The organism is Gemmatimonadota bacterium, assembly GCA_026706845.1.
Taxonomy (GTDB): Bacteria; Latescibacterota; UBA2968; order UBA2968; family UBA2968; genus VXRD01.
The window spans coordinates 1-15,529 of record JAPOXY010000149.1; the positions used below are offsets into that span (position 1 = coordinate 1).

General features: G+C 51.5%; 10 protein-coding genes. 9 read left to right on the top strand and 1 reads right to left on the bottom strand.

Features of this window, described 5'->3' with window-relative positions:
• The 3 genes from OXG87_14515 to OXG87_14525 all read left to right on the top strand — a co-directional run.
• On the top strand, positions 1-949 hold a 949-nt coding region (locus OXG87_14515; protein ID MCY3870762.1), incomplete at its 5' end, for a hypothetical protein.
• Positions 950-964: 15 nt separating this feature from the next.
• Positions 965-2,077, top strand: a complete 1,113-nt coding sequence (locus tag OXG87_14520) for a PorV/PorQ family protein (protein MCY3870763.1) — start codon at positions 965-967, stop codon at positions 2,075-2,077.
• Between the two features lie 145 nt (positions 2,078-2,222).
• Complete coding sequence (locus OXG87_14525; protein ID MCY3870764.1) at positions 2,223-4,949, top strand: GWxTD domain-containing protein; 2,727 nt, start codon at positions 2,223-2,225, stop codon at positions 4,947-4,949.
• Between the two features lie 4 nt (positions 4,950-4,953).
• Here OXG87_14525 and OXG87_14530 read toward each other — a convergent pair whose 3' ends face one another.
• On the bottom strand, positions 4,954-5,973 hold the full coding sequence (locus OXG87_14530; protein MCY3870765.1) for a tetratricopeptide repeat protein: 1,020 nt from the start codon (positions 5,971-5,973) through the stop codon (positions 4,954-4,956).
• An 86-nt stretch (positions 5,974-6,059) separates the two neighbouring features.
• Here OXG87_14530 and OXG87_14535 point away from each other — a divergent pair, with 86 nt between their 5' ends.
• From OXG87_14535 to OXG87_14560, 6 genes are all read left to right on the top strand, one after another.
• A complete protein-coding gene (locus OXG87_14535; GenBank protein ID MCY3870766.1) occupies positions 6,060-8,555 on the top strand; it encodes an MBL fold metallo-hydrolase in 2,496 nt (831 codons plus the stop codon).
• Positions 8,556-8,585: 30 nt separating this feature from the next.
• Entirely contained in the window at positions 8,586-9,713 is a 1,128-nt protein-coding gene (locus OXG87_14540; GenBank protein ID MCY3870767.1) for a hypothetical protein, read from the top strand.
• A 511-nt stretch (positions 9,714-10,224) separates the two neighbouring features.
• Positions 10,225-10,998 (top strand): hypothetical protein, encoded by a 774-nt coding sequence (locus OXG87_14545; protein ID MCY3870768.1) that lies wholly within the window; start codon positions 10,225-10,227, stop codon positions 10,996-10,998.
• 15 nt (positions 10,999-11,013) lie between these two features.
• Entirely contained in the window at positions 11,014-11,838 is an 825-nt protein-coding gene (locus OXG87_14550) for a formylglycine-generating enzyme family protein (GenBank protein ID MCY3870769.1), read from the top strand.
• A 340-nt stretch (positions 11,839-12,178) separates the two neighbouring features.
• Positions 12,179-14,299 (top strand): T9SS type A sorting domain-containing protein, encoded by a 2,121-nt coding sequence (locus tag OXG87_14555; GenBank protein MCY3870770.1) that lies wholly within the window; start codon positions 12,179-12,181, stop codon positions 14,297-14,299.
• Positions 14,300-14,465: 166 nt separating this feature from the next.
• A complete protein-coding gene (locus OXG87_14560) occupies positions 14,466-15,266 on the top strand; it encodes a formylglycine-generating enzyme family protein (GenBank protein MCY3870771.1) in 801 nt (266 codons plus the stop codon).
• Positions 15,267-15,529: the final 263 nt, after the last annotated feature.

Below are 15,529 nucleotides of genomic sequence, written 5' to 3' on the forward strand. Positions count from 1 at the left end.
CGAGCGCGTTAGAAATGTGGCGACGTCCGTGGAGTCTCAGCAAGGGTACTGGGAATGGATGGTGACATTTGGTCCCTGGCCCGAACTGAATCCCGGCGAGAGCATTCACATTGTGTCGGCCTGGATTGTTACGGGTCCATCTATCGAAGAGAACAAACGGGTGGGCAGAATGTGGTCGGAAGGTTCTATTTCTTTTGCTGAGAAAGAAGCTTTCCTCAACAGCGGATTGGATTCCTTGAAGGCGGCGGTAGATGTGGCGCACAAGGCGTGGAACAATCGCGAGGTAAACTCGGTGGTTGGTTTGCAGCCCGTTTTGCCACCTACGCCAGATTGGCCCTCACGGGTAGAAATAACATCTGGTCCGGATCAAAACGAACTTTCCTGGGCTGCTGTTCCCGGTGCGGCTTCATACCGGGTTTATCGCATGGCGGGTTTTGAGACAAAACCACCCAGTCTGCGGGATGTTTTCACGGTCAATGGTACATCTTACAATGACGATACTGTGATCCGCGGTACGCGGTATTATTACGCGGTTACAGCCGTTGATGCCAATGGTCTGGAGAGCAGCTTTTTTGCCACCCGCACCCTGGGGGATGGTGTAAGTCCATTCCGCGCGCCCGGACGGGATATTACGAGTGTGCGGATTGTGCCAAATCCATTCCAGATTCAGGGCGGCGATTTAGAGCAAGGTGGATTCAATTTTACGGGTCAGGCCAACAAGCTGCTGTTCGTAAATCTGCCTGCGAGCGCGATCATCCGTATTTTCTCGATAACCGGCGATCTGATTCAGGAGTTTGAGCACACTGCGGGTTCTGGCGATCTGTCGTGGGATTTGATGATCAACGACAATAACCAGTTCCTGGTGTCGGGTATCTACTTCGCACATATTGAGAGCAGGGATCCCCAGGTTCCGGGCACTCATATCGAGAAATTCATTGTGGTTCGCTAAACAAGGAGAATGATCGTGAAAAAATATATTCTGATCGCGCTTGTGTGCGCGGGGCTGATGCCGAGCGATATGTTTGCCCAGGGGAGCGTTGCGACCGGCGTGACCGACAACTTTGATGGTCGCGTGCGGGAACTGGATCCCGTTGTTCCGGGCTTTGAAGAAGCCTCGCCGACGTTTATCAAGACCGGACAGGCTGGTTTTGCTTTCCTGTCTATTCCCACCGATGCTCGCACCGCCGCTCTCGGTGGTGCCGGTGTGGGGTTGATCGGGAGCGGATCGGCGATTCTTTTCAATCCAGGTGCGCTGGCTTTTATGGAAGGTAAGGAAGCGCATGTCACTTATGTGGATTGGCTTGTCGATACCAGGAGTATGGTCGCTGGCGTTGCCGTGAATGTGCCGGGCAGAGGGACGTTCGGTCTTTCGATTGTGACTTTCGATGCGGGTTCTGTCAACGCCACATCCATTGATCCAAATCCCGCTGGCGCCGGTTTCAAAGACGAGGGCGAGATTACCACCAGTAATTATGCCATTTCCGCGGCTTATGGTCTCAAAATTACCGACCGTTTTTCTGCGGGAGCGACCTTGAGGCTTGCCCATCAGGACCTGGGTACTGGCAATATCTTTTTAGGTAGTAGCAGGCAGACGGTGGATAATTCCAAGAATGCCTTTGCCTTTGACCTGGGTACGTATTTCAATACGGGGTTCCGGAATACGGTGATGGCGATGAGTGTGCAGAATTTTAGCACAGAGGTGGTTTATCAGCGGGAGCAGTTTGAGTTGCCGCGAAATATCCGCCTGGGCTTGCTCATCGATGTGATTTCGATGATGGGCAATACGCCTGTGCCACACCATCTGGACCTGGCCCTGGATGTGAACAATCCCATCGATTTTGATGAGCGCATTCACGTCGGTGCCGAATATACGTATCGCGCAGCGGGGTCCTCAGTCGGCTTTACGCTGCGAGGTGGGTACAAGACCAACCACGATACAGAGGGTATTTCTGCAGGTGGTGGGTTGCAGTTTAAGACCGAAGGTGGTCAGGGCGTGAAGGTGGATTATGCATTCAAGCAGTTTGATAGTGCTTTCTTCTCTTCGGTGCATATCCTCAGCGCTGCTGTTACCTTCTAAGTCGTTGATCGGGGTGGTTCGCCCACGATCACAACGGCGGAGGGACGCTATGTCCTTCCGCCGTTTTTTCATGGCTTGACAGGTGTGCGGGGAAGGGGTATTGTATTTGCCTTTGCCGGGGTTCTCCTCAGGAGAGGGATGTAATATGAAGGTTTTTGTGTTTGTGCTTTGTGTCTTTTTAAGTGCTATGTCTGCCTATGGTGCAACGGTGTTGCTCGAGGATGGTACGGTGTTGAAGGGCGAGATTGTGTCGGAATCTGAGACAGAGGTGGTGCTCAAGACTTTGATAGGCGAGCTTCGGGTGGCGCAGGTACATATCAAAATTTTGGAGCGAGAGGATAAAACGGAGGAGGCAGAGGAACAGGTTGCCGGGGCGGAAATGCAGGCGAGTTTTGGCGAGTTTGAAGATCAGGTGGCGGGTTTGATTTTGGGAGAGGTTGCCAGTGCGGATACGGCGGCTTTTTACAAGGCTCTGGACCGGAAGGCGAAGGGCGTATTTTTGGCGCGGTTCTGGCAGGCGCGCAATCCGCTCATGTTGAAGTATTATTACGGTTATCACTTTGGGCACCGCTATGTGACGGTGTCAGATGCGTATTTTGAGCGGGGGGGGCTGATTCCGAATAAGTATATCACGCGGGCGCAGGCTCCGGATGAGAAGCTGGTGGCAGAGGCTGCCCGTATTTGCGATCGGATGCTGATTTTACACCCGAATGATGTGGTGGCGATGTGCGCACTGGGCTATCTTCGCTTGGAGCAGGATGAGGTAAAAGAAGCAGAGGCGTTGTTCTTAAGAGCGATTAAGAAGCAGAGGAAGTTTGTGGAGGCGCGCAATGGAAGGGCGCTGGCGGCGCTGAAGATGCCGGGGCAAAAGTCGCGGGCACTGAGGTTGTTCCGCGAGACCTGCGCGATGGATAAAGCATATCCGGCGGCTCACTACAATCTGGGGATGTGCCATCTGGCGATGGTGGGGATGGATCGGGTGGATCTGGATCACTATTTTGGCAATGTGGTAGAGCTTTTTCCCGATCACTACGACGCGTATTTCAAGCTGGGCGTTTTTTACGAGGCGCTGCACTATTACGACAAGGCGATGAAAGCGTATTCGCGGCAGATAGCGGTAAATCCCGACCATCCGATTACGCCTGCGCGTCTGGCGTATGTGGCGATGCGGCTGAAGAGCGCGGGGAAGAAAACTTATAGTCTGGATGAGTTGAAGGAGATGGCAAAGACAAAGCCGAAAGAGTATCTGCCGCTTTTGGCCGAGATGCATATTGAGCGGGGGGATTTTGTCCAGGCGCAGGCTGCTTTTGAGCGCTATTTTCAGTTTTTGGATCCGACAGAGCGGGAGTATTACCAGGATTTGTCGCTGGTGGCTCCTGCCGAGGTGCTTTCCAAAATTCAGGGTGCTTTTGGGCGGTCGCTAACACAGCTTCGAGAGGTTTTCTGGCTGGAGCAGGATCCCACGCCGACGACACAGGTGAACGAGCGCCGCGTTGAGCATTATCGGCGGGTGCATTTCGCGCGCTCAAATTTTGCCGAGGGCCTGGAAGAGTGGCACGGTCGGGGATGGGACCGAAGGGGCGATGTGTACATCCGGCTGGGGCATCCGGATCATCAGAGTTGGTCGGATTATCTGGTGTTTGAGACGGATGAAAAAGTCGCAAAGGTGAAGAATCGCCTGAATATGATGGCTGCAAATGCGCTTGAAGAAGTGTCGCCGAGCAAGCATATACACGGGCAGTCGCGGTCGTCTTATGGATTTGGGGTGGAGTCTGAGACGTCTGAGTTGCGGGGTGTGCCGACTTTCCCGATACCCCGCAGGCGCAGTGTGATGCTCGATGGGTCTGAACTGGGGTACAAGTGGGAGTCGTGGATTTATGCCGAGATCGGCGGGGGGATCGAGATTACGTTTCTGGATCCGACGGGTAGCGGGTTTTTCGATTTTGCGCCTATTCCGCCCAATTCGCCCAATCACGCGCTGTGGTCGCGGATGGCTCCCGAGACGGTTGTGGCACAGGTTGTGTCTCAAACGCCTTCGATTTATATGCACGATTACGGGGGCGGTCCTCTGGATCTTTATATGTACACGGCAAATTTCCGCGCGTCGGAGCGAGAGACGGCTATGGAGGCGTATATGGGGGTGCCAATAGTCGCTTTGACGCCGTCGGGGAATTCACAGGTGATGCTGGATCGAGAGGTGGTGGTCTATGATCGTTCGCTGCGGCCGGTTTTTCGGGATAGCGTGCGGGTGGCTGAGGCGATAAGTAGGGAGGTGGAGAAGGGGACGCTGATGGTGGATCAGGTACGCGCGGCGCTGTCTCCGGGACAGTATTTATTGGGCACTCAGGTGCGCGATCCAATAAGCCGAAAAGTTCAGGTGTATAAGACGTATGTCGCGGTTTCATCTTTCCGCGGTGAGGCTCTGGCGCTGAGCGATCTGGAACTGGCAGGGCAGATTGTCGAGGTGGGAGAGCAGGTGGGGAAGTTCCAAAAGGGGGATTTGCGGGTGGTGCCCCTGCCGTCTAAGACTTTTGCGAAGGGGCAACCGGTTTATCTCTATTACGAGGTTTACAATTTGAGCCGGGATGCGTTTGGGCAAACCCGGTACCGCGTGGAATACAGACTTAAGGGGGTACAGGGTACGGGCCTGATTCGGGGATTGGGACGGCTGTTGAGCCAGACTCCGCGGGCAGATGGGGTGCAGATTTCTTATGAGCATACGGGTACTGCGACGTCGGAACCGCTTTATATTGCGCTGGATGTGCCCGAGAATAGCAAGGAGCAGTTGGAGATTGAGGTGGTGGTGACGGATTTGAACAGACCAAATACGCCCAGTGTGAGCAAGCAGGCGCGGTTTTTGCTGGGTGATTGAGGGTTTAGTAGATGCGTTTGATGATGTGATATCCGGCTGGGGTTTTGACGGGGCCACCGACCTTACCGGGTTCGATTTTCTTTACGGCTTGTTCAAATTTGGGCAAGAGGGTGCCGGGCAGAAATGCGCCGAGGTCGCCGCCCTGTCGCCCCGATGCCGTGTCGGTGGAATAGAGTTGTGCAAGCGCTTCAAATTTTGCGCCTGAGTCGAGTTGGTCAAGCACAAGCTGGGCGTCGGCTTCGGTTTTGACGAGGATGTGCTGGACGCGCATTTCTCCGGCTTCGCGTGCTCTTTGAAGCGCGTCCATGCGCGTTTTGGTTTCTCGAAGATTTTCCTGGGCGAGTGCGTGATTGGGTTGGAGACGGACGGCGGTTTGAAAGTGCTGGATAGCGTCTTCATATTGACCCAATTCGAGGTGCGCACTGCCCATGTTATTGTACGCGTCGGCAAAGTTGGGTTTGTAGCGGATGGCTTTTTCGTATTGTGGGATGGCGTCCCGGTATCTGCCTGCATAAGTGTAGAGTAGTCCGAGGTTGTGGTACACGTCGGCGTAGTCGGGTTTGAGTTTGAGTGCCTGCTGGTAGCTCGCTTCGGCTTCCCGGTAATTGCCAGCCATGGTGTGGGCAGCGCCCAGGTTGTTGTGGATTTCGTGGTTGTCGGGGTCGTATTGGATGGCGCGCTGGTACGCGGCTATGGCGCTGTCGATTTGACTGTGCGCGACATAGGCGACGCCCAGGTTGAAGTGGGCTTCGGCAAAGTCGGGTTTGACGGCTATGGCTTTTTGATATTGTGCAATGGCATTGGCATACTGGCCTTTTCCAACGTAGAGATAACCCAGGTTGTTGAGGGCGTCAATCGCATCGGGACGAAGCCCGAGGATGGCTTTGTATTCTTCAATTGCGAGGTCGATTTTGCCTTCGTGGCGATATTTTTCTGCCTGTTCAAAGTGGATGCGGACCTGGCGTTCAGTACAGCCGAAGAGCAGGATAGCTAAGAGGACTAAAAGATAGGGACGTGGGATCATAGTTAAAGGATGTTGATTTCGCGCTGTTGGGTATGGACAGTCTCAGGGGGGAAAATAGCGTATTTTGGTTTTTGGGACAACTGTTTATGAAACTCCACTTTTTGGGCGGTGCCGACGAGGTCGGTGCTTCCTGTACATTGATTGAGATCGAAGGGCGACGCATTCTGGTGGATGCGGGTATTCGAATGGGGGCTGCACAGGGATCGCAGTTGCCCAATTTTTCTGTGCTGGACGATGTGGGTATGCCCGATGAGGTGCTGATTACACACGCGCATACCGATCATACAGGTGCGTTGCCGGTGCTGGTGAATAGTTTGCCAGCGGATGTGAAGGTGTATTCTACACCTGCAACACAGGCGATTACACGGGTGTTGTTGTCTGATGCCGTGAAACTGATGGCGCAAGACCGGGATGGCGAGTTGCCGCTTTATCCGCCCGAGGCAGCCGATGCGGCATTGGGGCGCATGGTGGATGTGCCGTGGCTTGCGACGGTGCCGATTTGCGGCGGTGCGTTGACCGCGATCTGGATTCCCGCCGGTCATATTCTGGGTGCGGCGTTGATCTATATTGAGGGTGTGCGAGAAAGTGTTTTGATGACGGGCGATGTGTCGGTTGCCAATCAACTGACTATTCCGGGCATGGTGGTGCCGCAGTGCCGACCCGATGTGATGGTGATGGAATCGACGTATGGCAATCGCCAGCACGCGGATCGCGGTCAGCAAGAGGCTGCGCTTGCATTGCGCGTGGCGGAGGTGGTTGAAGCGGGTGGCAAGGTGCTGGTTCCGGCTTTTGCGGTGGGGCGTGCGCAGGAGGTTATTCTGATTTTGGCGCGGGCGATGCGGCGCAAGCAGATTCCAGAGTTTCCCGTGTTTGTCGATGGGATGGTGCGGTCGGTCAATGCGGTGTATTCGGCGTTTGGCGATGATCTCGCACCAGCGGTGCGGCGCAGGGCAGAACGCGATGAGGATATTTTTTATTCGGATACTGTGGGTGCGGTGTCGTCACCGGCTGATCGCCGCCGTGTTTTGTCGGGGCCGTCGTGTTGTATTGTGGCGTCTTCGGGGATGTTGGTCGGGGGGGCGTCGAGTTATTATGCGGAGCGTTTGGCTGGCGATGCGGCGAATTTAATTGCTATAACGGGGTATCAGGATGAGGAGTCTCCCGGACGTGCGTTGCTGAATCTGATGCAGGCGAGGGATCCCGAAGAGCGCGTGTTGATGTTGAATGGTCAGCGGGTGCGCGTGGCGTGTCAGGTGGAGCCTTATTCGCTTTCGGCGCATGCAGATGGAGGTGAACTGACGGGGTTGGTTCAGAGGTTGAAACCGCGTACCTGTTTTCTCGTTCACGGCGATGCAGATGCGCGCGGCGCGTTGTCTTCGATGGTGGATGTGTATTTGCCAGAGGGCGTGCAGTTGCCAGAAAATGGCGGTGCGTATTCCGTTGAGGCGATGGGGGCGATGCGACAACGCGGGTATGGTCGGCGCGTTTCACGGGCGGGCATTGCAAGTGGAAGGCCGCTGAGCGATGAGACGTTTTCCGAGGTACACAATTATGTGTTGGAAACGGGCGCGAAGGGGCCGTTTCGCGTACAGGAATTGGCGGAGATTTGGTTTGGTACGGAAATGACGACGCCGTCAGAGGTGGAGGCTTTTCGGTTGTTGTTGTCGGGTTCGCGAACGTTTTTTGAGCCGGATTATCGGCGCGCGTTTTTGTTTCATCCAAAAGAGGTGTCAGAAGCCGGTCCGATGGAGATGAATGAAGCTCGTACGCATATTATGTCGGCTTTTCCGCCCGAGGCGGGGTTGTTTAAGTGCAGCGCGTATGTAGATGACGGTGTGTATGAATTGGCTTTTTATTTTCCCGATGTGGTTCAAGAGCAGTATGGCGAGACGCTTCTCAGGTTGGAGGATGAGACGGGCTGGTCGCTCAGGCTGCGGGAGACTCCGCATCAGGGTCGGCTTTTTGAAGAGGCGCGAGAGGCAGCGCCCGCAGGTACGAGGGTTTTGAAGGCGCCTGCGCTGCATCTGGATCAAAAGGCGGTGGTGTTGGCTGTTGATGTGGGGAGGGTGGATGATTGGGAGCGGATAAGCGGTGAAGCGGCGGCGGGTTTTAAGGCAAAGACGGGTTTTGATTTGATATGGGATTGGCCAGGGGGTGCCAAGACAGAAGTCGCAATGAAGAGGGAGGGTGCATGGGAGATCAATAAAGCATATAGCGAGATCCGAAAGGCGTTTGGGGATCAACCCCACGCGCCGTCAAAAATGGGTCTGAAGAGCGGTTCGTATATTGAAGCGGCTTTTATTTCCTCTCAGGTGGGCAATCGCTATCGCGGGTTGTTAGACGCGGTGGGCGAGAGGATCGGGTGGGAGATTCGGGTGCGTCTGTCAGCCAATCAAGATGAGATTGCCCGGGAAGCGCGCGCAATTACGCCAGAAGGGTGTGTGGTGCGCGGTGCGGCGAAAATTTATCTGAATGAAAGTCGCGTGGTGGTTCCGGTGGCTATAGTGCCAGAGGATGCAGGTACACGCGCGACAGAATTTGAAGAGTGTACGGGTTTTACAATTGGGTGGGAAGTGGGGTAGGAGGATGATAATTTTTTCAGGAGAAATAATATGAGTGATTTTCCAAGTCCATTTGCCAATCCGATGCCGGGTGTGCGTATTGTGGAAGGCGCGCCGGCAGTTTCGCGACCGAGCAGGGAAGAGGTTGAGGCGTTTCCGGCAGAGGCGGTTAAATTGCTGGATCAGCGGCGTTCGGCACAGCGCGTTGCTTTGGATAGGTACGCGCTCGATTGGGCAAGGGGACGACATTTTGTGATTGTTGGAGGGACGGGGTTGGGCATTGGCTGTTCGGTGGCAGCGGCTTTGCTCGATCTGGTCGCCGAAAGTGGAAGTCTGACGGTGGTGGCACGCGATTTGTCGAGGTCGCTGGGATATGCGACTGGCGAAGAGATGCAGATACGCGCAACTGGTTTTGGCGACCGTTTTCACTGGATTAATGATGGGTACGCATTGGAGGGAAGGGCGCTGGATAAGATCGTAGATGCGCTCAATGCAGCCGATGCAAAGGATGTGATTTATGTCAATTCAACGGCAGCAGCGAGTTCGGGTGTGTTGCCGGGTTATCCCCCGGCATTTGTGAAGGATGTCGATGCAGAGGGTTTGTTCCAGTGGCAGTTGACGCCTTTGTCTGAGCGGGCTGTTGAGGCGACCAAATTCGTGATGGGCGATATGGCTGTGCAATTTACAGATGTGCTGATGGATTCGGGTATTTCCGTGGCTGTGACGGCTTTTTGTGATTGGCGCGGTAGTTTGGACAAGCCGAGCCGCGATCCAGAAGCGGTGGAGTACGGTCGCAATGGCGCGTATTCGACGAGTTTGTATTTGCCCAAGGATGCGATTCAAGCGGCGACTTCGGCGGCTTATGGCACAGGTCGCAAGGTGGTGAATGTATTTTTTCCGGTGATGCGGACGCGCGCTTTGCCGTTTATTCCGGGCGGTACGACGATGTCTTATGTGTATGATAAATTGATGGAGAGAGCGGGTATTCGGCGGGTGGATGTGCCTGAGTTGGGTTTGGGGATGATAGATGTTATTGGCAAGACGCTGGCGACCGATGATTTTAACCCCTTTCCGCGATTGGATGCACACGAGATGCCGCTGGATTTGTGGTTCTATGAGGTGGTGAAGCAGTTGAATGAAGATGAAAATAGTCCGTTTTATTACAAGAGATGGTTTTAGGGGGAAGACAGGGAAAAAACGGCACTGGTAAGATCTGTACGCCAGGATACACATTGAATAGGTGCATCCATCTGTATGCAGTGCATCCTGTGGGGTGCACCTTTCTTATCTTCATATAAATCAAATATTTATTTATATTTTACTTAAATAAGCGGTTATAAGTGCATCCTGGCGGATGCACTTGCGCCTGAAACTCGCAGGCATAGCACAGATAATTATATAAATTTATCCCATTGTTTTTCAAGCACTTGAATGATTTCAAGTGCTTTTTTTTGTTTGGAAACGTTTTCTGGCACGCATTTTGCACTATAAAACATTTTTACGCACGCATCTTGCGGGGTAAAAAGGGGGAGACATTCGTTTTTTGCATGAAAGGAGGGTAATATGACAACGGCAACGTGACCCGAGCTGATTTTGAGCGGTGAATGAGAGATATGGCTGGCCTGTCTATACTTTGCGGAGACAGGATAAATACTTTTTGACACGGACAACCCAAACAAGGAGATTATGGATGAAACGATTTTTGACGCGATGGACGATACCCATTCTGGGATTCATTGTGCTGAGTAATGCCACCGATGCACAACAATCTTTTCGCGCAAAGGCAATCGCCCAGATCGCAGCACAATTTTCCAATAGTGAGAAGTCACCCCAACAAATTTACGACGAAGGACTCATCTGGCATACCGCAAAAATCTTTGTCAAACAATTCAGAAATTTCGAGTTGGGGGCATTGACGGGACCAATTGAAGAAGACCGCTACCGCACAGTGACGACACAAGTGCCTGGACCAGTGGGTTCAGTCAATGACAGTACAGCGACGCCTCCCGGCCCCGGTAATATTCCCGGTGGTATAACTTCAGAAGATACCTCTTCTGTTGTCGTGAATGAATCTGACACGACCAGGACCATTACCCAGCGCATTGATCGCCGCTCCATATTCTTTAGTGAAAGACATGCGGTGACTACAACTGCCGAGCAAGATTATACTGAGGCGGAGCGTCGAGAGATTCGCAAGACCTTTCTGAGCATGTTTGATGGCTTGCCCCGGGATGTGCGTATCGTGATTGAATTGGTAAGCATACAGTATCACGGTCAATCAGCCACAGTCACAGCACAGTGGAAGTATGACATCGTAGGTCATGCCACGCGGTTGAGTCGTCCTTACAAAAATCGCTCACCAGGGTCTCTTGCACTGCAAATGCTTCGTGTAGGAGACAGTTGGTTGGTGACAGACTTTCGCGGTTTGGTCAATGGATTGAAAACCGGTGTGACAAGTCGCTAAATAGCGGAGGTTGCGATGAGGTGCTTTTGGTGCATTCTGCTTGCGTTTTGCATTCTGAGTTGTGGTGATAAAGGTACAGGACCAGAACCGATAACAGAACCTGAGCCAGAACCCATCCCCAAACCGAGGACAAGTGACCTGATCATTGACCTGCCGGGTGGGGTAAGGATGGCCTTTATATGGGTTGAACCGGGCACGCTGAGAGCGGAAACAACCATTAGAAATCCATCTACGGGGGAAATTTCATCCTCTATTCGTACAAGGGAAATTCCCAAAGGCTTTTATCTTGGGAAGTATGAACTCACGCAGCAACAGTGGGAGCAAGTTATGCACACCTCACCTTGGCCTCAAAGAGAGGAGACCGGTTTCACTGAACCGGTTTATCCTGCCTACAATATTTCCTGGCCTGAGGCACAAGATTTCGCGAAAAAGTTGACAGACCTTCAAAATGACGGTGGCATATACCGATTACCAACCTTAGACGAATGGGAATATGCTTGTCGAGCTGGCACAACAACCACCTGGTTCTTTGGTAGTAGATCTGATTCTCTGAGTGACTATGCCTGGTGGGGCAAAAATGTGGATAGCGCGCAAATCGTGGGTACTAAATTGCCCAATCCCTGGGGATTTTATGATATATATGGCAATGTGTGGGAGTGGGTACAAGATGGGTTCTATATAGATCGAGTAGGTCCATTTCGTTATATAAAAGGTGGTAGTTATGATACGTCAGCGTGGCACGCAAGCTCTATAGGGTTTGTCCCTGCCGGTACTCCGGCGCGCAGGCCACAACTGGGTGTGCGAATATTGCGAGAAGGACCAAAAGTCTCGCAACCGTGAAAAAAGGTATTGGAAGAACAATCATTAAAACTTAAGAAGGAGAACAGAATGCGTTGTAACAGGCCGAAACCTATTTTTGGGATTTTTCATCTTTTGTGCGGATTACTTATAGTCAGCGTAGCTCTCGGGATAAATGCGATTTCTTCTGTCGAAGCGGTGACAGAGATCGGTCCGGGTGATCGAATCTTTTTTCTCGGAGATCAGTGGGCGACAAATCGCACCGCATCGCAGACTGGATTTGAGGTGATCCGATTATCGAGTGACAGATTAGTATCTGAAATGAAATATGTTAGAGATACCCTCAATTAGCACCCGGCGAGTTGATGCATTGACAGATACAATGACATTAATCATAAAGAATTATCAGCGCACAATCCGTGAAATATGCGATTCATTGAATATGGTCGGTTCATATCCAACACTCTGGGTTTTCAGTGCAAAAGGAACCGGTAATACGGCTTATGAAGAGTTTGGATGCGACTGGGACTCTTTGACATCAGGCGATTATGCGATAGATGTCGCCACAATCGGGGTCGGCACCTCAACCGTCTCTAAGGTCCTGACTCAACTCCATCCAACAACAACAGACAGTATGTGGGTCCCAAATCTTGCTGATCTCAAGATTTGGGGAAGTCCAGATCATATTAGAGATCTCAAAAATCTTACAAATGGCAAACCCGTTGTCATCCAATACCACATCGATGGCAGCCAACCACATAGAAATTTGTACCACCTTTACTGGAATGACTTTCGGGAATTGGCGAGGCATTTCAAAGCGTTGAGCGAAGAAGGATCATCACATTTTGGCGGTAATTATCCCGTTGGATATTATCAGCCGTTTTATCGTGCAAAGGTTCTTGATGATAATGGGATAGAACGTGAAGTACACTTCTCCCTGGACAGGTCTGGCGACCCTCCCACGGATCCCATTCCCTGGGAGGATGGGCAGAAATATCCCGCGCGTTTATGGGAAGATGGTGAGGAAGGGGATTGGGGGTATAATGCTACGACGAATAAGCACAATAAGTGGGAGCGTGAGTTCATTGCCAATGTTCTGTCTGCCAGTGGCACACCTTTAACAGGACACACGGTACCAGCAACCACAACCTGGAGTGGCGAAATTTATCTCATTGGCGATGTCGTTATTCCCAGTGGTGTGACCGTGACCATCAATCCAGGGACGGTGATTAACTTTCGCCCGGATACAGATGTTTACGAGTCGGGTTTGGACACAAAAATCTCTGAAATTATTATTCAAAATGGTGGCTCTTTGATTGCAAACGGGACTATTCAGAATCCCATTATTTTTCAGTCATCATTCAGGGCTGATGGCACTGACCCCAGCGGTGATGGTTGGCGGGGTGCAATTAAGGTCAAGAACGAAGAAACCGGAGAAATAGCCGAATACGTGGACATCCTTTACAACTCCGGCAAAGACGATTGGGGTGGCATTCGCAATGAAGGCGGCACTTTGACCCTCCAACATTGTGTCATTAGCGATGCCGAAGTCGGGGTTGAAGTGACTTCTTATCAAGGCAAGACAACCATTTCTGAAACGGATTTGTCTGCAAACCACTTTGGGATTAAAGTACACGAAGGAGCCAGTGCTACTCAGTTAGAATTGACAAATGTTGGTCTGTATCAAAGCAGGAAGGGTATAGTTGCAGGGCTTTATGGAACAGGGCATGTGCAACTGACCAATGCCACAATTGCAGACAATTACCAGGGGGTGGAGTTTGTCGAGGATGGAGATAGTCCCACCATGCAGCTTAAAAACACCATTGTCGCTTTTAACGAGAAGGGTGTTTACACACAGGGTATAAACTCTGGTTCCTCACCGAAGAAAAGAACGATAGGCGTAACACTTCGGTATTGTGATGTGTATGGATCGTCAGAGGCTGATTTTCAGGGTGTATATACCGCCATGCCGACCGTTGGAAGTACGGGCAATGTTTCTGTTGATCCACAATTTGTCGCGCATGCATCCGATACATCCGAAGAGAACGATTATCACCTGCAGGCAAGTTCACCTTTAATTGATGCGGGTGACCCGAGCATGACAGAAGCTGATAATTCAACGATCAACATGGGCAGATATGGTGGGACGACGGAATATACGTCTGTGTCCTGTGGTGGTGAGAGTCGCACAAAACCCGCTGTCTTGAAAACAGAAGATACGCCTCTGGTATTTTCGTTATCTCAGAACGCGCCAAATCCTTTCAACCCAGAAACCATTATCTCCTATTCCCTACCTCAAAGTGAACAGGTCAAGCTGGTAATCTACAATGTGTTGGGGCAGGAGATTCGCACGCTTGTCAATGCGTTTAAACCCGCAGGTCACTATCGCGTGGTGTGGAACAGTAAGGACGACTTCGGACGTTCAGTGTCCAGTGGGATTTATTTCTACCAGATCACCGCAGGTGAATTTTTGGACACGCGCAAGATGTTGATCTTGAAGTAAATCTATAGCGTTTGAGTCTCCTTATAAGGACATCTCACGCTATGAATGTTGTGGGTAGGAGACCTGAGGAGCGTATTTAGCGGCTTGGTCACTGGATTGAAAACCGATGTGACAAGCCGCTAAATAGTGCCTGTTTGTGTGCGACGCACAGGCAGAGGAGGTTGCCATGAAGTGCTTTTGGTGCATTTTGCTTGCGTTTTGCATTCTGAGTTGTGGTGGTAATAGTACAGGACCTGAGCCAGAACCGATAACGGAACCTGAGCCAGAACCCATCCCCAAACCGAGGACCAGTGACCTGATCATTGACCTGCCGGGTGGGGTAAGAATGGCTTTTATATGGGTTGAACCGGACACGCTTATAGTGGAAGGTATAGGCTTTTCTATACTGGAGATTCCCAAAGGCTTTTATCTTGGGAAGTATGAACTCACGCAGCAACAGTGGGAGCAAGTTATGCACACCTCACCTTGGCCTCAAAGAGAGGAGACCGGTTTCACTGAACCGGTTTATCCTGCCTACAATATTTCCTGGATTGATGCACAAGATTTCGCGAAAAAGTTGACGGACCTTCAAAATGACGGCATATACCGCTTACCAACCTCAATGGAATGGGAATATGCCAGTCGAGCGGGTGCAGCAACATCATTCTGGTTCTTTGGCAGTAGCCCTGATTCTCTAAGTGACTATGCCTGGTGGGATAAGAATGTGGATAGCGCGCAAATCGTGGGTACTAAATTACCCAATCCCTGGGGATTTTATGATATATATGGCAATGTATGGGAGTGGACACAGAGTGGACGCAGTTCGTATCTCTTAGGTAATCAATATTATTTGAAAGGCGGCAGTTATGATACGACGCCAGCTTACAAAGCAAGCTCTATATGGTTTATTCTTGTTCCCGCTACCACACGCGATCCACAATTGGGTGTGCGAATATTGCGAGAAGGACCAAAAGTCTCGCAGCCTTGAAAAAGGTATTAATAATTGTTGAAAGTGTAACAAAGTATGTTACATTTTTATATGTGATTTGTGGCGTGTAGAGAAATCTTTGAAAGACGAACTTGCAGAAATAAGCCCTGTGAATTTGACGCACTCTTAGGGCTAAAGCATTGCTACGTGGTTGGTCAATTCAAACTAAAGAGGATAAAAAATCATGTCTTACGAGATGCCGCCGGATGAACTCGCCGCGATTGTTGACGCGCCTTTGACACCTTCGTTTAGTATTGATCCGA